Raw genomic sequence first — 23,571 nt, forward strand, 5'->3', positions numbered from 1 at the left:
TTCAAATAACTGTTCATTCGTTGGTTGCTGGGAACAGGAAGTAATAATCCTTTTTCATTGCAGATTGGATTTGACTGATATTTCTCTAAAATAAGTCTTGGTATATCCAACAATGGAATGTCACACATATTATCGGTCTTTTCCCTTGCTTTTCTTATCCACCACTCACCATTATCTGCCTGTACAAGGTGTTCCTTTTTCAGATTCTTTACGTCTGTGAAAGCCAAACCGGTGAAGCAACAGAAGATGAATATGTCCCTTACGGTTTGTAATCGTTGAATATCAAAATCTTTATTGATGATTTTGCGAAGTTCCATTTCGTTTAAGAATTCACGGTTACACTTGGTCTGTTTGAAGTGTATTTCTGCAAACGGATCATCAGTTATCCACTTCTTTATCAATGCAGTTTTGATGATTTTCTTTAAATTCTTCAGATATTTCACTGTCGCATTTTGCGCACAGTTTTTCTGTATTTTAATGAAATGTTCGAATTTGGTTATAAATTCATAGTTGATTGATTTTAATGGAATATCAGCCAGTTTATACTGTTCACTGATAAACTCCTTCAAATATCTTGCTGTACGTTCGTATCGAAGTACAGTACCTTCGGCATATTCCTTGTTCATCAATTCCCGATATTCTGAATTGTGTTCCTGGAATACTTCAAGCAGCATTTTGGGAGTAGAGTGTTCTCCATAATAGATATTTTTTATAATATCTGCTGTAATAGGTTTACCGTCCTGCTCAAGTTCACGGTGAATTTGAAGGATTTTAGTTCTTATCGTATCAAGATAGTGGTTTATTTCTTGATACTTCTTTTCCCTGCCAATCGCGCATTCTTTTTGCGTATTCCATTTTGTAACATCTATACTTCGCTTGATTTGTACCTCTGCACGTTTTCCGTTTATTGTGATACGCATACAGATTGGTGCTTCTCCATTTTTAAGCAGCTTTGATTTCTTCAGGAAAAACAATACCGTAAAATAGTTTCTTTGCATTGCCATACTCTTCTTTTTTTGATGGTGTAAAAATACATGTTTTGAAAAGAGTTCGTTTTATGCAAAACGCAGAGAATCAGTGAAATATAATCCAATTAGGTGGACTTGTTTTTATGTGGAAATTAAGTCCACCTATTTCACCTCCAGTAAGATGCGGTATTCTGCTTCAATTTGCAGTATGGATAAAAAGAAAAACCGCTGATAATGATTGATTATCAGCGGTTTTCATTGTTTTGCTTTTCTTTTGGTGATCCAGCTGGGATTCGAACCCAGGACCCCAACATTAAAAGTGTTGTGCTCTACCGGCTGAGCTACTGAATCGTCGTTTCTTTCAGAACGCGGGTGCAAAGATAGGGAGGAAATCGGAGTTTGCAAATTTTTTATGGCTTTTTTTCTAAAAAAATATTACTCTTCGATAATACTTAAAGAATCGATTTTTTCCAAACGTTCTATTAGTTTCGGGAGTTCTTTTCGGCGGATCGCCAATAACATTTCGCAGGATAATTCAAAGTTGCGTTCCAAGACTTCGGGATTTTCCTCCTTGATCACCTTCATGACATCGTTCAGGACTAGGTAACTGAACCGAATCCGCAAAATTTCATCTACGGTTTTTTCGACGATGACGGCATTCCGGATGGCATCGGCAGCAGCTTCACGATAGGCATTGATCAACCCCGATACCCCCAGCTTGGTTCCCCCGAAATAGCGCACGACAACAATCAGTACATTAGTCAGGTCGAAAGATTGAATCTGTCCGAATATCGGCTTGCCGGCTGTAGAGGAAGGCTCTCCGTCATCATTCATCCGGAAATGGTTTTTAGCAGCTCCTAAGCGCCAGGCATAACAATGATGCCGGGCATCGTAATACTTTCCTTTTATCCCGGTAATAATTTCCCGAATTTGTTCTTCGGTAGCCACAGGGTAAACAAAGGCCAGAAACTTACTTCCTTTTTCTTTATATAAGCCTTCGGCTACTACTTCGACGGTTCGGTACAGATCTTCCATTCCAATTACAAAAAAGGACTCAATTATTGCCTCCAGAGAGAAGTAATTAAAAACGTTCTGTTCCAATCGGGCACCTCAGCAGTTAAACGTTCAGTTTACCGAATCTTCTTCTATTCCGGTTGGAACAATGCGGCTTCAGTAACAATGACGCTTTAATTCCGGCAATACAATTTCCGTTGAATTTCCTCCACCTGGATCTTAAAATTCCGGTCAGTTTCGATCAGGTCGGTGACCGCTTTGCAGGCGTATAAGACCGTAGCATGATCTTTTTTACCGATTTGGCTACCGATATACGACAAAGAATACTTCGTATAGTTTTTACAGAAATACATAGCCAGTTGACGGGCTTGTACCACCTCACGTTTTCGGGTTTTCGTCTGTAAAAGCTCCGACGGAATATTAAAATGTTCACAAACCACTTCCTGGATTTTATCGACCGTCAATTCTTCCGTAGGTTTCTTCACCATTTTTCCAAGGATATCTCTAACGAGATCCACCGTCAGGTCCCTCTTATTAAAAGTCGACTGAGCCAGCAAAGAAATCATCGCTCCTTCCAATTCCCGGACATTATGATCGACATATTTACAGATATATTCGATCACTTCTTCTGAAAAATCGATACCGTCTTTCCGGGCTTTGTTCAACACGATTTCTTTACGTGTATCGAAATCCGGCGCCTTGATCTCGGCCGATAATCCCCAACGGAAACGGGACAGCAAACGATCTTCCATTCCTTCCAATTCGGCCGGAGCCTTATCACAAGTCAGGATCAACTGTTTCCCGGACTGATGCAAATGGTTGAAAATATGGAAAAAAGTATTTTGAGTACCGGTCTTTCCGGCCAGTTCTTGTATATCATCCAAAATCAATACATCGATCAACTGATAGAAATGAAGGAAATCGTTCACTTCATTCCGACGCACCGCCTCTGTAAACTGAGTCTGAAAGATATTGGTCGACACGTACAAGACGACCTTATTCGGAAAATTCTGTTTCACTTCCAGACCGATCGCTTGTGCCAAATGTGTTTTTCCGAGCCCTGAACCACCATAGATCAACAAAGGATTGAAAGCCGTTCCTCCGGGTTTCTGAGCGATAGCCATACCGGCAGACCTTGCCAAACGGTTACAGTTGCCTTCGATATAACTTTCCATGGTATAGGAAGGATTCAACTGGGAATCTATCTGAATCTGATTGGAAGCCCGTTCAAACGGGTTCTTCAGCGTACTGTGACCGGTCTGATCCAGATAAACCGTGCTGCTTGCAGGCTTCCTTACCGGATTAGAAGCTAAAGTCGTTGTCAGTGGCTCAGAAGGTTTACTTCTCTCCACCACAACCGAATAAGCCAATTTTGCATTGGGGCCGATTACCGCTTTCAAAGCACTCTTCAGAATATCGATGTACTCCCCTTCCAAAACTTCATATACATAAGCACTGGCAACCTGAATTGTCAGTACATCATCTTTAAAACGAACAGCACGTATCGGCTCAAAAAGCGTCTTAAACTTTTCAGGCAATACTTGCTTTTGAATCAAAGACAAACATTTCAACCAAATATTCTTACCTTCCTTTTCCATAGTCTATTGTTAGTCAGGTGTTTCTTACTTTTCACAACCCGCCTCTTTTCAGCATGCTAAATTCCATAAAAAAAATCATAAAAAAAATGGGATTTTACTTGGTTATATTCAAAAAAAGCTTATCAACTAAGAACCAAGACATTAAATATAACCATCTGATAACAAATATATTACACTCCATCAAAATCATTTATTTTTATTAAAATACCTATACCCCATTTATCACATTCAAAGGTTAAAAAAAGGAGAGTACCCAACCTAATCGTTTCAGCTTAAAGGAAAAGTTTCTCGCAACATATTAACATAACAAACATATTATATATATCATTATGTTAATAATCACCACAACAGCAACGCTCCTATTTAGAATGATTCAAATTAATATTTTATTGAATTTTAACAATAAATGATTGTTTAAAGATTTTATTAACATCTTTCAAATCTTTCTCCGCTTGTTTCAAATTCTTATAAGTTTGGATCAAATAAAGATATTTCCCGTTTTTACGCATTTCCCTTAAATCGGGATATTTCCGGTATAATTCGGAATCCAAGGCCAAGGGTTCCTCCGATTCCGCAATCACGATCCCATAAGTATCCTGGGTCGATTTACCGGAAGAAAAGTCGAACAAAGATAGATTCACAAAGCGTTTTGGATTTTGCCGGAATTCGGTCAGTAATTTATTGAGATTTTCACTCACTGCCGTCAGATTATAATACAAATCACGGTCATTCACCACTCCCCCTAGTGTACCTTTCCCCCGGTTGATCTTCATGACAATGGAATCGGTCTGTGCCAAAACACTATTCAAATAACGAACGGTATTAGCCAGATTAACCGCTTTAAGCGAATCGCTGATCCCGGTAATATTATCCAGGCTACGGGTTATATTCGCATTACTGTTTTCCAGGTTTCCGGTTATGCTATTGATATTCTCGAGAATTTTAGAAATCCGGGAGGACTCGTTGGCCAGCAAATCGTTCAAAGTACCGGAAGCATGCTCTACGTTATCCAGTGTGCGGCTGACACTTTTCAAGGATCCCCGGATATTTCCATTGGCATCTTCACTAAAAATCTCCTGCAAAGCCACCAATACCGTATCCAAAGAGACCATTACCGTCTCGGCTTTCTTCTTCAAGGGTTCCAATTGTTTGTTCAGTTGTTCCATGATACCCAATTCCAATTCCGTTCTCAAGGTATCCCCGCTCTGGGCATAAGTCGTTGCATCTCCGGGGATGAGGTTGATGGCTTTCGAGCCCATCAAGTCGGCGCTACGGATAGCAGCAATGGTATTGGAAGATATCTGCAATTTTTTTCCCACGGTAAACTGTACCAATACCTTATCGTACCGTTCACCGGTAAACTGTATGGCACTGACCTGTCCGACACTATATCCCCGATAGATTACACTACTGGAAACTTTCAATCCATCCACCCGGTCATAAATACCATAAAACACATTATTCCGGTCGAACAATGCTTTCGCTTTCAAAAAATTAATTCCCCAGATCAATATAACAACAGCAGCAATTGCTGTTAATGCCAGTTTCACTTCTCTTTTAACCTTCATTCCCATAACATCTTAATATCTTACTACTTTTTATTTTTCCGACTCCAATTTTCTGGCTTCTGCCACAGTAATTACTTTATTATTATATATCGCAATGATGAAACAATCTTTCACCTTACGCTTTACGGAAGAAAGTTTTTTCTTCACTACATCTAATTCCTTATCCTTAGCCACATAATAACGATAGCGTCCTCCGGAATTTATTTCCTCCACCTTCTCGCCTGTACAAAGCTTTGCAGGAGTTTTGACTTTCGAAGGAACAGAAGCCACCTGAATAGCATAAAACAATTCGTTTTTTCCGGATTCGGCAACTTGCGTTTTTTGTACTTCTGCAGCCTTTACGGACTGATTTCCATCCGATGCCACTACCGGCCCGGGTTGTCCGGAACGGTTCACGCTACTTTTTTTCTCTACTTGTCGTTTATAAGTTTCAATTCCTTTAAAAATAGCAGTAGCGATCTTCGTTTGTCCGGCCTGCGACATTAAAAATTTCTCATCTTCCCGGTTAGAGATAAAACCCGATTCGACAAGGATGGCAGGCATTGTTGCATCTTTCAGTACCAGATAACCGGCTTGTCTGACCCCCCGGTCTTTATGATTGGTCGCTTTGACCATCTCTGCTTGTACGGCACCGGCCAGTTCCAGGCTTTTTTCCTGATGGATATTCTGCATCAAACTAAAAATAATATAAGACTCGGGACTTGTCGGATCGAATCCGGCATAATTCTTTTCATAATCCTTTTCATGCCTGATTACAGCGTTTTCTTTCATCGCCACTTCCAGATTTTCCTTGTTTCGGGTAGATCCCAGCACATAAGTCTCCAGTCCCCGCACAGAAGGGGTTTTACAGGAATTGATATGAATAGAAATAAAAAGATCGGCTTTACAGTCGTTGGCGATCTTGCCCCGTTTATTCAGCTCTACAGGCACGTCTTTCGTACGGGTATACACCACCCGAATATCCGGATAGCGTTCCGAGATCATCTTTCCAAGTTTTAAAGCAATTCCCAAAGTGAGGTGTTTTTCCTGAGTAAGGGCACCGATTGCCCCGGGATCGCCTTCTTTATTAGCAAATCCACCATGACCGGCATCAATACAAATACATTTGATTTTTCCCGATTCTTTCTGAGCCATAGATTCATATGCGGAAAATATTACCAGTAACCAAAACAATATTCCGGTAAGTCCGTATCGAATTATCATGATATTTAAAACTTTTTAAAAAGAATGCTAGCTATTAACAATCAATATTTCTTACATTTGCAAACCGAATCCAAGGACCGGAATGCGTTTATTCATCACAAAAATAGTATAATAAATTGCAACTAAGAGCAAATATACTTCAATTTCTTACGATTTGCATCATTTTTATGATGGCAGCATGTTCCGTAGCATCACGGTCTTCACATGCCCGGAAAGATATTGCCGCCAGCGAAATGCAAGAAAAGACAGCAGCGGGAAAGCAGCAAGAATCAGTACAACCAGATTCGACGGTTCAAGATAAAACTCCCGGGCCGGTGATTAAAGAAGTCCATCACCCGGTCAAACGTCCGGCATCGGTCAGAGACAGTTTATCTGCTGCCGATTCGGCTTTAATGGCTCCCCGTCCGACTGTGTCGGATTCTCTACAGGTACAATCCGATACACTCCAAACGGATAGTACGAAAACAGAGAAACCTCTTTTTAAAGATGTAGTAGAATACAACGCAGCCGATTCGATCATTCTGGATGTTCCCAATAAAAAAACTTTTTTATATAAAAATGCCTTTGTCAAATATCTGACGACGGAATTAAAAGCCGACTACATCGAATTAGATATGGAAAACAGCCTGGCTTATGCTTCCGGTCTTCCTGACAGTAGCGGTACGATTGTCGGCAAACCCAAATTCAAGGACGGTAGCCAGGAATTCGAAAGTCTGGATCTCAAATATAATTTCAAGACAGAAAAAGGATTTGTCAAAGAGATCATCACCCAACAAGGCGAAGGTTATGTCCAGGGAAAGCTGACCAAGAAAATGTCGGATTCGGTATATTGTATCAAAGACGGCTGGTATACCACTTGTGACAAACACGATCATCCGCACTTCTACGTACGGTTGAGCAAGGCCAAAATGATCCGGGACAAAAAGGTCGTTTCGGGATTTGCCAATCTTTACATCGAAGATGTACCTCTCCCTCTGGCTATCCCGTTCGGATTCTTCCCGATCACCAAAAAAGGAACCTCGGGAATTATTATGCCTACTTACGGTGAAGAACGTATGCGGGGATTCAACTTGCGGGACGGAGGTTACTACTGGTTTATCAACGATTATGTAGACCTCACGGTTACCGGTACGATCTATACCAATGGGTCGTGGGGCCTCAACGTAGGTTCGAATTACAGAAAAAGGTATAAATTCAGCGGTAATTTCGATTTCTCGATGAGCCGGAACCATACCAGTGAAAAAGGGACTCCGGACTATACCCAGTCCAAAGACTGGTCCATCCGCTGGCAACATTCCCAAGATCCCAAAGCCAATCCTTATACGACATTTTCTGCTTCGGTAGATATGTCTTCTGCGACAAACAACTATTATAACGCCACCAATATCAATGATATAGCCAACCAACGTAAACAATCCAGTATTTCCTGGAGCAAAAAGTGGCCCGACCGTCCGTTCAATATCACAGCCAGTTTTACCCACAACCAGAACAGCCGTGACTCCTCGATCTCACTTTCTTTTCCGAACCTGAACTTCCGGGTATCCCAGGTATATCCTTTTCGGCGTAAAGAACGTGTAGGTGAATTAAAATGGTATGAGAATATCGGTTTCACCTACAATGCAGAGTTACGTAACAGTATTCAGACCAAGGAATCCGAACTGGGAAAATCTTTCCAGAATATGGCCCGGGACTGGCAAAATGGTTTTAAACATTCTATTCCATTAAGTACCAGCATCAATATTGTAAAAGACCTATCCCTTTCTCCCTCGTTCACTTATAACGGTGTAGCCTATTTAAGTTCGATCCGTAAAGGCGACTGGGTAGCCGATTCTACGATGCCGGGAGGGGGTTATATCCCTGTCGATACGGTATATGGCCTGCATTACGCCCACAATTACAACGCAAGTCTGTCTCTTTCTTACAACCCGACGATTTACGGTATGTATCAATTCTTACCGACTAGCAAAATTTTTGCCATCCGGCATGTCATCCGCCCCAGTGCCAGCGTATCGTATACCCCTAAAATCGGTGTACCTAAAAGTAAATACTGGAAAACTTACACAGATTCACAAGGTAACGATCAGGAATATTCTATATTCGACAACAAGTTATACGGAACCCCTTCCGGTGCCGAAGAATCGGGGAGCCTGAGCCTGAGCCTCGACAACAACCTGGAAATGAAAGTCCGGAACGACAAAGATACCACCGGCAAGGAAGAGTATAAGAAAATAAAACTATTGGAGAGCTTTCGTTTACAATCCAGTTATAATTTCTTTGCCGATTCTATGCGCTGGTCGGTAATTCAGTTATCGGCCCGGACCAAAGTATTCAATGAAAAAGTCAACATAAACCTGACCGGAACGTTAGACCCTTATGCCATCAATGCCAATGCCGTCAGAATCAACAGGTACAATGGAGGTATCGGACGTCTGACCCGCGTATCGGCTTCTTCGGGCATACAATTCTCTTCGGACAACGGGAAAAACAAAGAAGAAAAGAACGATAGACTGAACGGTCATTATGATGAATATATGGATTTCGATGTTCCCTGGAGTATCAGTCTGGATTATACGTTCAGTTATTCGAAGAATTATTCGCGCAATACCGCTCCCGGAGCCAAAAAACCTTTGAGCAGCAATACCATTTCGCAGATGGTGCGTATCAACGGCGACTTTTCCCTGACCCCGAAATGGAAGATAGGCTACAGCACCGGTTATGACTTCCAGCAGAAAGAAGTGACGGCTACCAGTTTCAACCTCACCCGCGACCTGCATTGCTGGGAAATGACCTTTTCCTGCATTCCCTTCGGCACGCACCAGTCCTACAATTTCCAGATCAACGTCCGTTCCAGTCTGTTGAAAGACCTGAAACTAACGAAGCGGGACTCCTGGTACGACAGGAGGTAAGCACACCCGCTCAGCAAAGTGCCGGTCAGCAACCGCAAGTCGCGCCGATTTTTTTCTGCCTTTGTCAAAAAAATTCTCCTGACCGGACAATATTGATATGAAAACGTACATTTCTGATATTTGTTTTCCTACCCCTATTCTATTTTTGCAGAGGTAAACCGAACAATTATGAGGGAAATAATATTCATATCTATACTCTGCGGAATGCTGAATTTCGTGGCTTGTCAAAAAAAAGTGACCGATTATCCGATCCAACCCGTAAATTTCACCCAAGTCCATTTAGCGGATTCTTTTTGGAGTCCTAAACTGAGTATAAATCGCGAAGTATCCATCCCGACGGCTTTTCACCAATGTGAAATCAACGGCCGTCTGGACAATTTCGCTCTTGCCGCAGGTCTGAAAACCGGAGAACACCAGGGAGATTTTCCCTTTGACGACACCGACATTTACAAAGTAGTCGAAGGAGCTTCCTACGTGCTGGCAGTGCAATACGACCCACAGCTCGACCATTATCTCGACAGTGTCATCCACCTGATAGCAGCAGCCCAGGAACCGGACGGTTATCTTTACACTTGCCGTACCAATCGTTGTGACCGCCTTCAGCGCTGGATGGGCAGCCGTCGCTGGGAGAAAGTCAATAGCCACGAACTTTACAACTGCGGACATTTATACGAAGCCGCCACGGCTCATTATTATGCTACCGGTAAACGTCATTTACTTGACGTCGCGATAAAGAATGCCGACCTGGTATGTCAGGTTTTCGGAACAGATTCAGGACAGATCCATCAGCCCTCGGGGCATCCCATTGTCGAGATGGGGCTTGTTAAAATGTACCGGGTGACCGGTAATCCCAAATACCTGGAAAAAGCGAAGTATTTTTGTGAGGAAGCGGGACGTCTCTCCGATGGGCGCCCTGCCAGTCCGTATAGCCAGGACCACAAACCGATCAAGGAACAAGACGAGGCTGTAGGACACGCCGTGCGGTTCGGTTACCTGTATTCGGGTGTCGCAGATGTCGCCGCCTTGTGCCAGGATCAAGGATTCATCGAAGCTTCAAAACGGCTATGGAACAATATCACCGACCGGAAATTATATATCACAGGAGGTATCGGAGCCAGAGCCTGGGGAGAAGGATTCGGGGAAAATTACGAACTTCCGAACATGACTTCCTATTGTGAAACTTGTGCCTCTATCTCCAATGTCTACTGGAACTACCGTCTGTTTTTACTAACCGGGGAATCGAAATATTACGATGTGCTCGAACGTGCCTTATACAATGGAGTCATTTCGGGAGTCTCTCTCGATGGGAAACGTTATTTTTACGACAATCCTTTGATGTCGGACGGTAGTCATGACCGGAGCGAATGGTTCGGTTGTTCCTGTTGTCCTTCCAATATCACCCGCTTTATGCCGTCCATTCCGGGTTATGTGTATGCCGTCCGAGGGAATACTCTTTTCGTCAATCTGTACATGGGCAACGAAGGTCAAATAACTCTGGAGGGCCAACCGGTCCGCATCAAACAGGAAACCCGTTATCCCTGGGAAGGCAGGATCAAGCTGACTTTGGATCACTCTCCTGCTTCTTCGTTTACTCTGGCTTTGCGTATTCCCGGTTGGGTACAACAGCAACCTCTTCCCGGCACCCTATATACCTATCTCGACAAAGATACAACAAGTTATACCATCAGCCTGAACGGAAAAACGGTAAAACCGGAAGTCCGGAACGGTTATGCCCTTCTCCGAGGCGACTGGAAGGGTAACGATCAAATCGTCCTGAATTTACCGATGCAAGTCAGAAAAGTGATCGCCGACCCACAAGTTATCGACGATCGTAACAAATATGCTCTAATATACGGTCCGATAATATATTGTGTCGAAGCCAGCGATCATGACGGTTACGCTTTGGATCTGTTTACAGAGGAAGATACTCCGTTCAGTCCGGAGTTTAAGCCCGATCTGCTTCACGGTGTCATGACCCTAAAAGGCCAGGGATATCATTTACTTTCCGACGGCCATACGACTCTGCCAACCTCCGTGACGGCCATTCCTTATTATGCCTGGGACAACCGCGGAGCCAACGAAATGAATGTATGGATCCCTTATACCCGCGAGGCCAGCATTCCACGCCGCACAGAAACCCTGGCTTCACAAGCACAGGCTTCTGTTTCGATCCCTTACGGAGGATACGGTTTGAACGACCGGTTCGAACCCCGCAATTCGGCGGATAAATCGATGCAGTTTCACAATTGGTGGCAATGCCTTGGCACAGAAGAATGGGCTCAATACGAATGGGACCAACCGATGACTCTCACCGAAGCATCCGTATATTGGTTGGAATTAGGACATTACGATATCGATTTCCAACTCCCGGTCTCCTGGCGTCTCGAATACAAAGCCGGCGAGAAATGGCTGCCGGTAAAAAATACCGATCCTTACGAAATCGCTAAAGATAAATATTGTACAGTCCACTTCCAGCCCGTCAGAACCAAAGCTCTGAGATTAACCGCCCAGTTACAGGAAGGCAAATCAGCCGGAATATTGGAATGGAAAGTAAGGTAAAGTCTCTTAAAACTTAAACTTTACTTTTACCAACAGAGGGTTGCTATCTTCCGGGATCCGGAGATGGGTTTTCTGAATAATAGCTCTTTTTAAAAGATCCTGCCGATTCAGTAAGATTTCATCCCAGTCCCGGTAATCGTTATAGATACCATAAAAAAAGTCTTTATCGGCCCCCCCAATCATGAACATCCCGTCGGCATCATCTCCTTTTCTCTCCCAGGTAATCGTTTTGCTATTTTTAAAAGAGTGGATACAATAACAATCGGTTGCCTCAGGTCCGCAATACGAGAAATAGAAGTAATCCCGGGTATCGTAAATATAGACCGGCATTTTATAATAATCAGAACGGAGATAAGTTTGCAGATCCGATGAATACCGGTTTTTTATCGTCTCTTTCCCAAAATCGATTTTCACCCGGGGTACCGGCAAACTATCCGAAAGATAATAACAGATATTATCACTATCCTGAGGCCGGAGAATATATCGATTATCGCTAGTCTGGGTTATCAGAGCTATATTCAGGCCATAGTCTTTACGAGGCAGAAATTTTTGCAGGATTCGCCCCTGTTCGTCATAACGATACAAACAATAGAAATCTTCCGAAAAATTATTCTCGTCCATTTGCGGGCAATAATACAAAAAAGCCGAATGACCGGGTCCACTCGCTATCGCATCGAAGCCATTACATATCTCTGGAAGCTCCAGTGTCGTTTTCCGGATAAACCGTCCGGTCTCCGTACTATATTTCACGATCTCACATCCTCCCAAAATCCATAATTCCCGGGCATCCTGGCTGAGGCATACATCATCGATAGTAAGGTATTCTTCGGGGCCACGACCATTCTTTCCGATTTGAAATAAAAACTTTCCTTTAGGACTGAACATGAACATGCTGGCAGTACTTTTAATCAGGACATTTCCGTTAGGCAAAAGCAGTATTTTTCCCACCAGTCCGATCAACGCTTTCCCGGTAGTCTCCAAAGGAACAACTTCAACCGAATCGATATACGGCAACAGGTCGTTCACCGCATTTCCTGCACTCAAGGGAGTTATTATTTCCTGTTCAACCGAAACCGGTTTACTCTGATTTCCGCACCCGGCAAGAAACAGGAAGAAAGAAAAGAAGAAAAAAGATTCTAATTTTAGCATAGACATAAGGTTCTCTTTTTCAACAAAGATAGTAAAAAAGGTTTATAAACCTTAAACAAGCAAGAAGTAATTTTAAGTACCTTACGCACTAATTCTATTTAGGTTTTAAAAGTTGTACCCCGAACTTCAGGTTCTCTCAACAGGAACAAAGTGAGTCCCGGCAAACCGGTCACCGAAGACGAATTAGTAACGACGAATAAACTTACATTTTTTAATTTTAATAAAAAAAATCATTATTCACTTGTTTATCTTCAATTTTTTCTTTTCCTTTGTAAAACAGATACAAGAGGTATCTGTCAACAAAATGTTGATGCGTTACTATTACGCGTTCTGAAAGCAAGAAAACTGACAATTTTTAAATAGGAAATCAGAACGATTGTAGCAACGCTCACGTAGGAGGTTCGTATATCAATGATACCTAAGCGTGAGCTTGCTCTTTCTGTTCCTAACCATTGTCAGTGGTTCTTGCCAGATTGAGTTAAGTTCCACGCTTTGTTGTTTTAAAGGCAGCTCCGCGTTTTTCTCAATCCACTCAACATATATACAATTATCAGGCTACTGTTTGAAAGCAGACCGGATACTCCAACAGGCCTCCCAAGCCGTGTGTACAACTATTATACATTCAACCGGCTGCTTTCTTTCAACTATTGACTTGGGATTTCGGGCTAATGAATAGCCGGGGATATGTCTCGACGACATATCCCTTTTTTTATTCTGCCCTAAGTTTAAGAACCGCTTGCGGCATACCTTCCGGGCCGACTTTTACCGTAATCTGTCCGTTTTTTTCGTTTACTCCTGCTCATGGCTATCGCCCGTCCGTTCCAAGTATTGCGTTCATTCTCCAGATAAGATCGGAATCTTTCAGCGAGGCATGTCTACTCCGGAATGTTCCGGGAACACTCCGGACCATCGGCCTGCATATTAAAAATTACTCCGTACGATCAACGGCACAGAAAATCGATTTGCTTCCGGATCGCCTGACTACATACGGGGCAAAAGATATCGATGGTATGCAGGTTATTCATCAGACAGTTGGGCCATGGACGATACACTCCTTTATTCACATAACCACCTCCTTCATAAACCCCTAATTTCTGAGGTGTTTTTTCATTGACAGGAGTAGGAACCGGCGTTTTCGTGTCCAGCATCTTTTTCCATTCCTTCCGGCCGAAATCGGTCAGGGTGGTCAGATTGGCTTCCCATGGCTCTACATCGGTCGGATACATATCGTTGTACGACACGTTGCCAATATATTCATCCCCTAATCCCAGCAACACATGTCCGAATTCGTGTACATAGATTTTACCGGTACGGTTAGGATGGTGAGCTGCACTGATACCATAAAAATTATAGATTCCGCCACCACCATATTTCTGCGTATTGGACAACACATAAATATGATCATACGGCGCATGGGCAGCGATATCCCGGAGTCCCTGAAAGTCCTCGATCATTTGATAACGTTCCGAGTCGAAGGTATAGTAGCGGGCTTGAGCCGCCGTATTCCGCCATACATGTTCGCCGGGAATAGTCACACCCGATTCCATCGAAGGGGCCCACACCGCCCGGATATTAAAACGGGCAGCATTCTCCTTGAAAGGAGAGTAACTGAAAAACTCTTCAGCAAACACCCGGCAAGCAGCTGCAAATTTCTCCTTCTCATTCTGGGTATACCCTTCGGGAACGAGTACGATATCTACCCGCGTCGAGGGATTACCGTTATAGGCCACCTCGAAGGTCTCGTAGCGGGGAGTAAACTTTTTCACAAAATAAGAATTGGGATCGATGTCCTGTTCGAATTTCTTTTCAAAAACTCCTTTCCGGTTACGGGCATAGATCTCGATCCGTACCTCATTTTTCGGGTAAGGGAAAACCACCGACTCAGGCATGGCTTTACGCACAGTCTGCGCTTCGGGAGTGGTTTGCCACTCATTGAACAAGGTACAATAGCTTCGGGAATAAATCTCTTTACCACTGGCTTTATCGAAGATTTTAAACAATTGCACCCCATAACCGGTATCATCCAGCAGAGACACTTTCGAACCTGCCCAATAGGGTTCTTCCTTCAATTCGTCGAAAAAATACTCCTGGTTCCGGCTATCTCCGCAATGGTAGTAGTCGAACCGTAGTGTCTTGTCCAGAAAATACCGTTCAAAGGGTGTCTGGGCCGTCAACTCTCCTGTCATCCAGGTACAGAAAAATAAAAAAATGATTTTCAATAAGTTCATGTTTTGTTAGTTTGATTTTCTTTACAAAAATAACAATAATGACGAGGTAAGCCAAAAGTTATTTCACTTCCCACTCAAAAATTCCTGCCGCATTATCCTCCGGCAATTGAACTTCGAGTTTCACCGCAGCGGTTTTCACCGGTTCGAATTCCACCGTACAGGGAGCATCTTTCTGAATCGGATAATCAGCCGTATTTTTCACCGGGACCCATGTTCCGGCTTCATTTTTATAATATACCTTCCATGCTTCCGGTATCCGGCAACCACCCCACGGGCCGTCGTCGAACCAGTAAACGGTAGAAGAAGAGACAGTCTGTTCGCCTTTGAAGTCGTATACAATCCATTCGGTTGTATTCTTTTTCGGCCACCAATGGTAATAAGGCATCGAGCGATCCTCGGGATTCTGTGGTTGCAAACGGTCGTTTACCGCCGAGATAGCACTACTCCGGTGAGAGGCAGAAACCTCACTTTCGGAAGCAATCGTCGGCGGCATTGCCGGACGGGTAGCATTCAGGTCGATCGGTAGCCAAACGGTCATCTCTCCGGCTCCCCGATGTGCCCATGCATAATAAGGAATCAGGGATAAAGTGACTTCTTTTGCCTCCAGACGTCCCTCTTTATCGAACTCCAGCGTCTGAGCCTGTGTTTTCAACAGCTCTATGCCGTACAACAGATCACTGCGGTTTTCTACGGTAAATTCGGGTGTTTGATTCATCAGGATTCCCCGGACACTGAAATCATTATCCGGCCATTCGGCACAATACACCACCGGTCCTCGCTCGACGGATACCCGTCCACGATCGGCTTCCACTTTATAATTCGCTTTTACAATCCGCGGTTCCATATCGAAATGAATATCTACGATATCCCCTTTTTTCCATTTGCGTTGAATGGTAAAATAACCTTTTTCCAGCGTACTCTCTGCCGGCTTACCGTTCACTTTCACTGTATAGCCCAGTTTTTTGCCATCGGCATAACGGTACAAATCGCTCGGTACGACCTTTCCCTGCACCCAACCCGGAATCCGGATTTTCATCGCAAAATCGGAAATTCCGCGGGGAGTCACGGCCACCTGTATATCCCCGTTCCAGGGATAAGAGGTGGACTGTTTCAATCCTACTTTCTTCCCGGCAACTTCGAGGGTCGATTCGTTGGCCACAAACAAATTGACATAAACTTCCTTATCTTTCACAGCATAAATATATCCCGGAACAGAAGGAATAAAACGGCAGGCATTCGACGGGCAACAGGCACATCCGAACCAGGGCGAACGTTGATGCTGGCCGATAGATTCCAAAGGATTGGGATAAAAGAAAGCCCCACCGTCCAGAGAAATCCCCGACAATACGCCATTATAAAGGGTACGTTCGAGTACATCGTAATATTTGGCATCTCCTTTCAGCAGAAACAAGCGATAATTCCAATACACATTACCGATAGCGGCACAAGTCTCACAATAGGCCGACATGTTGGGTAATTCGTAATTTTTACCGAAAGCTTCACCACTGCCGGTAGCTCCGATTCCGCCTGTAATATACAACTTTTTAGTAACGACATTCTCCCAGATCCGGTCGATCGCATCGATATACTCCTGATCACCGGTCAGGGCAGCGACATCGGCGATACCGGAATACATATAAGCAGCCCTGACAGCATGTCCGACGGCCTCGTTCTGTTCCAGAATCGGCTTATGAGCCTGGCTATATTCGTCTTTCCGTTCCGTATATCCCCGCTTATCCAGGAAAAATTTCGCTTCATCCAGGTATTTTTTATCCCCGGTCACCACATACAACTTCGCTAAAGCCATCTCGGCGATCTGATGTCCGGGCACTTTCACCTGCTGTCCGGGTTTATCACCGATCTCACGGCAAACACAGTCGGCATAGCGGATCGCAATATTCAGGAAGTTTTTCTGTCCGGTAGCCTGATAGTGAGCGACAGCCCCTTCAACCATATGCCCCAAGTTATAAAACTCGTGGCTCAGGTCTTCCACTTTTTCCCAGCGTTTCGATCCGGCCCATTCATGGGGGTGTTCCGGATTCATCGTCCGGGAAGTATACAGGTATCCGTCCGGTTCCTGTGCCCTGGCAACGATCACCAGCACACTGTCGATATATTTTTTCAATTTTTCATCCGGATACGTCTGCAACAGATAGCTGGCCCCTTCGATCGTTTTATACACATCGGTATCGTCAAAAGAAAATCCGGTTACTTTATTATGAGGACCGGGATTAGCGGCCATTTCGAAATTCTTGTAGCGTCCTGTTTCTTCGCATTTACTGAATGCCAGCGGAATCGTCACTTCACGGCTGGCTTTCAGTCGTTGTCCCCAAAAGGCATCGTTCACTTTTACAGCTGTAAAAGGAACCGGGGTAATGGGATAACCGGTATGTCCATTCTTCTGAGCACACACACTCAGTGCCAGACATGCGGCAACAAAAGTCATCACTCTTTTTTTCATAAGCTTTTTATTTATGATTCGATTTTATTTCTTTTCCTCTTTATTCCAATCCGGAGTTTGCAGGCCTTGTAAATGCCGGATCACGGCTTTTTCATTTAAGCTTTGAATTGGGCGTACCATTCCCATACCCATGCCAATGCGGCATGGGCGGAAATACCATTATTGGTAATCAATGCGTTACGAATATATCAAATCTGAATTTTTCTCATTTTTGAGCCAGAAAATGCAACACGTTAGTGAAGCTTACCGCCAGCTCCCTTATTATCTGCGCCGTTCCCTTTTGCTTATCTGATATTTTTTTCCTTCTGTTCTTCCAAACGGCAATCAGTGCCAACACCATCCTTTGAATTGTATCCAGGTTCCTAGCCGCTCGTTCAGCCTTACGCTTTATGCTGTCCTGGCGGAGGTTGCGGTCAAGATCCCAGTGCATGCTTTCAATAGCCCAATGCTGTTTGGTTATCTGACTAAGCCGCTCTGCACTGCTATCCAGGCTTGAAATATACAGTCGCTGTTCAGACGTACTTCTGCCATCAGACTTTTTCTCCGTAGATGTGAGTATTTCTATAACTGTCAAATTTCCATTCCATTTCTCCCTGTCGGCAATCAGTTCTTCCCCACGGAATATACGGCATACCCTTGACTCAATCCTGCCGTGTTCCAAGTATGGACCTTCCTTGTAGATATCAGTTGGGGTGATGGCTTTTATAGAGTCTTCAAGCCCATAGCGCAAAGATCTTTGATTCGCCTTGAGTTCGATCACGAAGTCGCCTCCTTTACCTCTAATCTTGTCTATTATCCCCTTTTGGCATGACATGGCATCTGCTGTGACGACACATCCTGACACATCTAGTTTATCCAATAGTCGGGGCACGGATTTGATTTCATTACTTTTCTCTTTGCAAACATCAGTAGCCAAAGTAAAGCCGGAACGGAGTGAATATGCAGAGACGATATTAGGGTTGCGTCCGTTGTCGTACAAGGTACCTCGCATGGCCTTGCCATCAATACAAATGATGTCAGTTGCCGAAGCGGATATTTCCTTGCGGAAAACCTCTGCAAAAGCAGACATTCGATCAGCCATCTTTTCATCGTCGATGCTTTGAAACACACGGCAGAGCGTAGCTTCTGAGGGTAACCCATACGGAAATAACCCTTTCGACTGCAGGCGTTTCAAGTGACGTTTGCCAAATTGAAGTATTTCAGCTCTGGTAATACACTTGCTGAGTCTGCCCAATATTACGAGCATGAGTATATCTTCAAGTTTGTGTTTGAAGTTTCCTCTGCTTGTTCTGCGGTATTCAGGGACTGAGGATACAAATTTTCTCAAATGAGTCATGATGCTGCCACGAAGACAGTCAAGGTGTTTCTTTTTTAGTAATATTGCGTATAAAAAGTTGTATATCAACGAAATAAATCGTATTTTTGCTATTGCAAAAACAAAGGCGGAAGACAATATCAACATCATATTCTATTGAATTCCGCCTATAAAAAAAATAAAAATGAACGATAAGAAGAAACACCTAAGGCGGTGCTTCCGCATCGCTGTGCACGAATATAAGCATTTTTACTACAATTACAAGCGATGAACAATATTTCTTAAATGAAAAAGCCGTGATGCCGGATAAAGAAATCCCGTCTTTTCCGTTCACCGTAAGCTCCGCCCATCGTATGCCGCTGGTTGGGCAATACTACAAATTCAAACTCTTTACCGGCACCGATCAAAGCATTCACCACCTGGAAAGTTGTCGAAGGATCGACATTATCGTCCAATTCCCCCAGGATCAGCATCAATTTCCCTTGCAGACGATAAGCATTCACCGTATTGGAGCATTCTTCATATTCTTTTCCGACGGGATACCCCATCCACTGTTCATTCCACCAGATCTTATCCATCCGGTTATCATGGCAACCGCAAGCAGCGACACTCACTTTATAAAAATCAGGGTGGAACAATACAGCTCCCATCGCATTTTGTCCGCCTGCCGAGCAGCCATAAATCCCAACCCGGTCGATATCCATCTCAGGATATTTAGCCGCCGCAGCCTTCATCCAGGCGATACGGTCGGGAAAGCCTCCGTCTTTCAGGTTTTTCCAACATACATCATGGAATTTTTTCGAACGGTTAGCCGTCCCCATTCCGTCGATCTGTACCACGATAAAGCCCAATTGCGCCAAAGCGGCATCTACCGGAGATACGGTGAAAGATTTCGGGACAAAAGAATCATGTGGTCCGGCATAGATATACTCGATTACGGGATATTTTTTGGACGGGTCGAAATCTACCGGACGGACGATAACTCCCCAAATATCGGTTTCTCCGTCTCTTCCTTTAGCACAAAACACTTCAGGCATTCTCCACCCTTCTGCCAGCATCTTGCTGATATCGGCCTTTTCCAAAGACAACAAGACCGATCCGTCTTTCGCACTACGCAAAGCAGCTACCGGCGGACAATCGATCCGGGACCAGCTATCTGTAAAATAGGTATAATCCCTGGAAAATTCCACTTGATGGTTTCCATTTTCAGGTGTCAGGCAGAGCAATTCTCCATTCTCTATATTCAGCCGGTATACTTTCTCGAGATAGGGATCTTCACCGGCATCTTTTCCGCACCCTACCAAATAAACCACCCTGGCGGCATCGTCCACATGCAACACCCGTTTCACTACCCATTCCCCTTTGGTCAGTTGTCGTTTCACCTGACCGTTATCCGCATCATAGAGATAAAGATGGCGCCATCCGTCACGCTCCGAAATCCAGAGGATCTCGTTCCGGTCTTTCAGATCGTAGCGATACAGCAAATTATAATAAACAAAAGTAGGCATCTTCTCCCCGATCAGCACTTGAGCCTTCGGGTTGTCCCCGGTGACTTTATAAACTATATATTCCTGATGTCCCCGTTTGTTATAATCGAAAGTAAAAGAACGACTGTCATCGGCCCAACGGATATTGTTCAGGTTAAACTGTTTTTCCGGTTCGGCAAACTCGATATTTACCTGTCGTCCTTCCTCCACCAGAAACAATACCGGTCGTTTGACAGGCAGGGCATCTCCCGGTTTCACATAATCGATCTCTTCCATTTTGGGTTGCAGTTGTCCGGCAGGCGAAGACACGACGGTCTTCAATTTCCGGATCCAGGCGGGGCGGTATTTACAACTCACCAATTTCCGGGAATCCGGCGACCAGCTGATAAAAGAAGAATAGTATTCTCCGGGGGCTCCGTCGTAGCTCAGCCGGTTCACCTTGCCGCTGCTTATATCACGGACAAACAGATTTCCTTCACTGACAAAGGCTTCTTTTTTTCCATCGGGCGAAGGAGTAGCTCCCTGCCAATTCTCTTCATTCACACCTCCCCAGTGGCCTTCCCGGCGGCGGGGTTCTTCTTTCACCTTACCGATCATCTTATTTTTATTCCGGTCGTAAGTATATTTCATGCCTTCGGTCACAAAAGTCAGTTGTTTCAGATCGTCCGAAAACGCAATCTCCCGGAAAGGCATTTTCCCGGGTTCCACTTTTCGTCCCAGTTCAGCCGTCAATGCTTTAGCCATAGCTTTCTGATCGAAAGCCGGTTGTTTCTGTCGTTTACCGGCATTCACCAGTATAAAATCAGTACCTGCAGGAGTCTTGACCGCATACCAGCAAAAATGTGTATTTCCGATCCAGCGGGGAGTGATATTCCCTCCAAAATATCCGGCCTCATACTTTTGCCTGAACCCATCTGCTTCGGCATATTTTTCTTTCAGCTCCTGTGCACAAACGGCACAACTGAACACCAATAATAAAATAACAGGAATAATTTTCATAAGTTTATAATTTTATCAGTTATGATTTTTCTTCAACCTGATAGCAAATCCTCCTCCCGGAGCAAGTTGCATCTTCAACCGATCCTCTCTTTTTACATCACGATATTCATGCCGGTAATCTTCTCCCTTTTTATCCGCATTTATACCGTCGCAGAAAATTTCAGCCCGGAACATCCCTTCCGGCAAGAAACTCAAATCCAAATCCACCGTACGTGCTTCCCAATCGGTCAGTCCTCCGACAATCCAGTCTTCCCCCACCCGCCGGGCTGTGACGATATATTCTCCCATTTTCCCCTGCAATATCCGGGTTTCATCGGCCACAACGGGTAAACCGGCGATAAAGCGGGTACATTCGGGTTCCTTGCGATAGGCGGTGGGGGCATCACACAGCATCACCAACGGACTGTCGAACACGATATAAGTAGCCAATTGATGACAACGGGTCCCCTGACTCATCGGGCTACTGTAAATATCCCTGAAGTCCTTTTTCACTGCATTCCGCATAGCACCCTGGGTATAATCCACATTCCCGGCCATCATACGAATAAAAGGCATAGTTACGTCGTACAAAGGCATATCGGGATTACTCCATTTCAGTTCCTCCATGCCGAATACTCCTTCGAAATTGATCGCATTCGGGAAAGTACGGTTGATTCCGGTCGGTTTATACATACCGTGAAAATCCACGAACAGCTTATATTTTGCAGTAGTTTCCGCGATCCGGTAAACCATCTCTACCGCTTTCTGATCATCCCGGTCGAGGAAGTCGACTTTGAAGCCCTTAATCCCCATACCGGCATAATACCGGCAAGCCTTTTCGAGCTGCTCGTCCAGCACGTTCATCACCGCCCACAGAATCAGTCCGACCCCTTTGTTGCGGGCATATTCGGCCAATTCCGGTAAATCGATCTCCGGAACAGTGGTCATGATATCTCCCTGTTTGGGATCCGACCAACCTTCGTCGAGCACCACATATTCGATTCCTTGTTCCGCAGCAAAGTCGATATAATGTTTATAAGTCGGCGTATTGATTCCTACTTTAAAATCCACTCCGCTGATCCCCCAGTCGTTCCACCATTCCCAGGCCACTTTCCCGGGTTTTATCCAGTTGTAATCACCGATCCGGTTGGGAGCGGCCAGCGCATACACCAGATGATTCACCGGCATCTGAGTATCTTCTGCAGTCACTGCCATAATTCTCCAGGGAAAGGTACGTTTATCGGCTACCCGCGCAATATAAGGCCTGCGGGTTTTCACCGTCTCCTGACAACGCCACTTATTCTTAAACGTTTCCTGAGGATAGGCTGCAAACACCCCTTTCAAAGCCGGCGTTTTTCCATCTCCACAGACGAACATGCCCGGATAAGCTTCCAAATCGGATTCCAGTAAGGTCAGTTTCACCGCACCGGCATCCACAGTCAAGGGTAAAAAAGCAGGTAACTCTGTATTATATTGTGTAAGAGGAGCTTTGGTGTAAAAATTTTGAAAAGCCATATTCCAGGGATCTTTCGGATTGGTAGAATACGGTATATAGGCTTCAAAATCATCAGCAAAATTAAATTCGGCCCTCTCCTCCACCACTGTCATCTCTCCTTTCCGGCCGGCCACGAACCGATAGGCCATACCATCGTTATAGGCCCGCATCAGCAGTGAAAAACCATTGTTCAACCGGAGTTCGAGTTCATTACAATCGATCCCGAACTCCTTCACCCGATAGAACGGAGCCTGCACCGTCTCCGACACATGCCTCTGTTTTGTTCCCGTTATACGGATATTTTCCCAATGATCGGCTTCCGGCAGGTCGGTATGAAGGGCTATCCGGGAAGGTTTTAATAAAAGCCGGCCATCATAGAAAAGTGAATAAGCTATCCCCTGTCCGGCAGTCACTTCGAGTTTCACTTTACCGTCCGGCGACTTTAAAGTATACATTTTCACTCCGGCTTGCAACGCCAAAGCCAGGACAAGTAATACTCCTGTTCCAACGATTTTTTTTACCATATTCAATTTTTATAAAAATTTACTCTCCACCGTTACTTTTCTTTCTGTCCTCCCATTTCCACTCCGTTAAGTGAGGTTAAAAATAGTATGAACGAAAGAAAAAGAATGCAACAAAAAT

At 44.3% G+C, this 23,571-nt stretch carries 13 protein-coding genes and 1 tRNA gene; 2 read left to right on the forward strand and 12 right to left on the reverse strand.

The window, feature by feature from the left end:
- The 6 genes from WS42_RS01320 to WS42_RS01345 all read right to left on the reverse strand — a co-directional run.
- Positions 1-1,004: site-specific integrase (locus tag WS42_RS01320; RefSeq protein WP_046450664.1), on the reverse strand; the 1,004-nt coding region annotated here is incomplete at its 3' end.
- Positions 1,005-1,243: 239 nt separating this feature from the next.
- Positions 1,244-1,319, reverse strand: a tRNA-Lys gene (locus WS42_RS01325).
- A gap of 84 nt (positions 1,320-1,403) precedes the next feature.
- Entirely contained in the window at positions 1,404-2,003 is a 600-nt protein-coding gene (locus tag WS42_RS01330; RefSeq protein WP_046404741.1) for an IMPACT family protein, read from the reverse strand.
- Between the two features lie 152 nt (positions 2,004-2,155).
- Positions 2,156-3,580: a chromosomal replication initiator protein DnaA gene (gene dnaA, locus WS42_RS01335; protein ID WP_022159423.1), complete on the reverse strand. Its 1,425-nt coding sequence runs from the start codon at positions 3,578-3,580 to the stop codon at positions 2,156-2,158.
- A gap of 386 nt (positions 3,581-3,966) precedes the next feature.
- On the reverse strand, positions 3,967-5,148 hold the full coding sequence (locus WS42_RS01340; protein ID WP_046404886.1) for an MlaD family protein: 1,182 nt from the start codon (positions 5,146-5,148) through the stop codon (positions 3,967-3,969).
- A gap of 30 nt (positions 5,149-5,178) precedes the next feature.
- On the reverse strand, positions 5,179-6,282 hold the full coding sequence (locus WS42_RS01345) for an N-acetylmuramoyl-L-alanine amidase family protein (RefSeq protein WP_229032346.1): 1,104 nt from the start codon (positions 6,280-6,282) through the stop codon (positions 5,179-5,181).
- A gap of 383 nt (positions 6,283-6,665) precedes the next feature.
- Here WS42_RS01345 and WS42_RS01350 point away from each other — a divergent pair, with 383 nt between their 5' ends.
- The gene (locus WS42_RS01350) at positions 6,666-9,257 is read left to right on the forward strand and encodes a putative LPS assembly protein LptD (protein ID WP_233433994.1); all 2,592 of its coding nucleotides are present in this window, start codon (positions 6,666-6,668) and stop codon (positions 9,255-9,257) included.
- A gap of 168 nt (positions 9,258-9,425) precedes the next feature.
- Positions 9,426-11,816 (forward strand): glycoside hydrolase family 127 protein, encoded by a 2,391-nt coding sequence (locus WS42_RS01355; RefSeq protein WP_022159360.1) that lies wholly within the window; start codon positions 9,426-9,428, stop codon positions 11,814-11,816.
- 6 nt (positions 11,817-11,822) lie between these two features.
- Here WS42_RS01355 and WS42_RS01360 read toward each other — a convergent pair whose 3' ends face one another.
- From WS42_RS01360 to WS42_RS01385, 6 genes are all read right to left on the reverse strand, one after another.
- Positions 11,823-12,965, reverse strand: coding sequence for a DUF4934 domain-containing protein (locus WS42_RS01360; protein ID WP_046450666.1), 1,143 nt, complete (start codon positions 12,963-12,965; stop codon positions 11,823-11,825).
- 941 nt (positions 12,966-13,906) lie between these two features.
- Positions 13,907-15,193, reverse strand: coding sequence for a M64 family metallopeptidase (locus WS42_RS01365; protein WP_022159358.1), 1,287 nt, complete (start codon positions 15,191-15,193; stop codon positions 13,907-13,909).
- 58 nt (positions 15,194-15,251) lie between these two features.
- Positions 15,252-17,654: a glycoside hydrolase family 127 protein gene (locus WS42_RS01370; protein ID WP_022159357.1), complete on the reverse strand. Its 2,403-nt coding sequence runs from the start codon at positions 17,652-17,654 to the stop codon at positions 15,252-15,254.
- 205 nt (positions 17,655-17,859) lie between these two features.
- Positions 17,860-19,119, reverse strand: coding sequence for an ISAs1 family transposase (locus WS42_RS01375; protein WP_229098404.1), 1,260 nt, complete (start codon positions 19,117-19,119; stop codon positions 17,860-17,862).
- Positions 19,120-19,250: 131 nt separating this feature from the next.
- Positions 19,251-21,455 (reverse strand): S9 family peptidase, encoded by a 2,205-nt coding sequence (locus WS42_RS01380; protein ID WP_046450667.1) that lies wholly within the window; start codon positions 21,453-21,455, stop codon positions 19,251-19,253.
- Positions 21,456-21,470: 15 nt separating this feature from the next.
- Positions 21,471-23,453: a retaining alpha-galactosidase gene (locus WS42_RS01385; RefSeq protein WP_022159355.1), complete on the reverse strand. Its 1,983-nt coding sequence runs from the start codon at positions 23,451-23,453 to the stop codon at positions 21,471-21,473.
- Positions 23,454-23,571: the final 118 nt, after the last annotated feature.

This window comes from Odoribacter sp. N54.MGS-14 (assembly GCF_000980295.1).
Lineage (GTDB): Bacteria > Bacteroidota > Bacteroidia > Bacteroidales > Marinifilaceae > Odoribacter > Odoribacter splanchnicus.

What these genes read in the sequence shown, in the direction of transcription:
- WS42_RS01380 (WP_046450667.1), bottom strand. Translation starts at nt 21,455, where the DNA reads ATGAAAATTATTCCTGTTATTTTATTATTGGTGTTCAGTTGTGCCGTT.
- WS42_RS01385 (WP_022159355.1), bottom strand. Translation starts at nt 23,453, where the DNA reads ATGGTAAAAAAAATCGTTGGAACAGGAGTATTACTTGTCCTGGCTTTG.
- WS42_RS01355 (WP_022159360.1), top strand. Translation starts at nt 9,426, where the DNA reads ATGAGGGAAATAATATTCATATCTATACTCTGCGGAATGCTGAATTTC.
- WS42_RS01360 (WP_046450666.1), bottom strand. Translation starts at nt 12,965, where the DNA reads ATGCTAAAATTAGAATCTTTTTTCTTCTTTTCTTTCTTCCTGTTTCTT.
- WS42_RS01375 (WP_229098404.1), bottom strand. Translation starts at nt 19,119, where the DNA reads ATGATGTTGATATTGTCTTCCGCCTTTGTTTTTGCAATAGCAAAAATA.
- WS42_RS01340 (WP_046404886.1), bottom strand. Translation starts at nt 5,148, where the DNA reads ATGAAGGTTAAAAGAGAAGTGAAACTGGCATTAACAGCAATTGCTGCT.
- WS42_RS01365 (WP_022159358.1), bottom strand. Translation starts at nt 15,193, where the DNA reads ATGAACTTATTGAAAATCATTTTTTTATTTTTCTGTACCTGGATGACA.
- WS42_RS01345 (WP_229032346.1), bottom strand. Translation starts at nt 6,282, where the DNA reads ATGGCTCAGAAAGAATCGGGAAAAATCAAATGTATTTGTATTGATGCC.
- WS42_RS01330 (WP_046404741.1), bottom strand. Translation starts at nt 2,003, where the DNA reads ATGGAAGATCTGTACCGAACCGTCGAAGTAGTAGCCGAAGGCTTATAT.
- WS42_RS01370 (WP_022159357.1), bottom strand. Translation starts at nt 17,654, where the DNA reads ATGAAAAAAAGAGTGATGACTTTTGTTGCCGCATGTCTGGCACTGAGT.
- dnaA (WP_022159423.1), bottom strand. Translation starts at nt 3,580, where the DNA reads ATGGAAAAGGAAGGTAAGAATATTTGGTTGAAATGTTTGTCTTTGATT.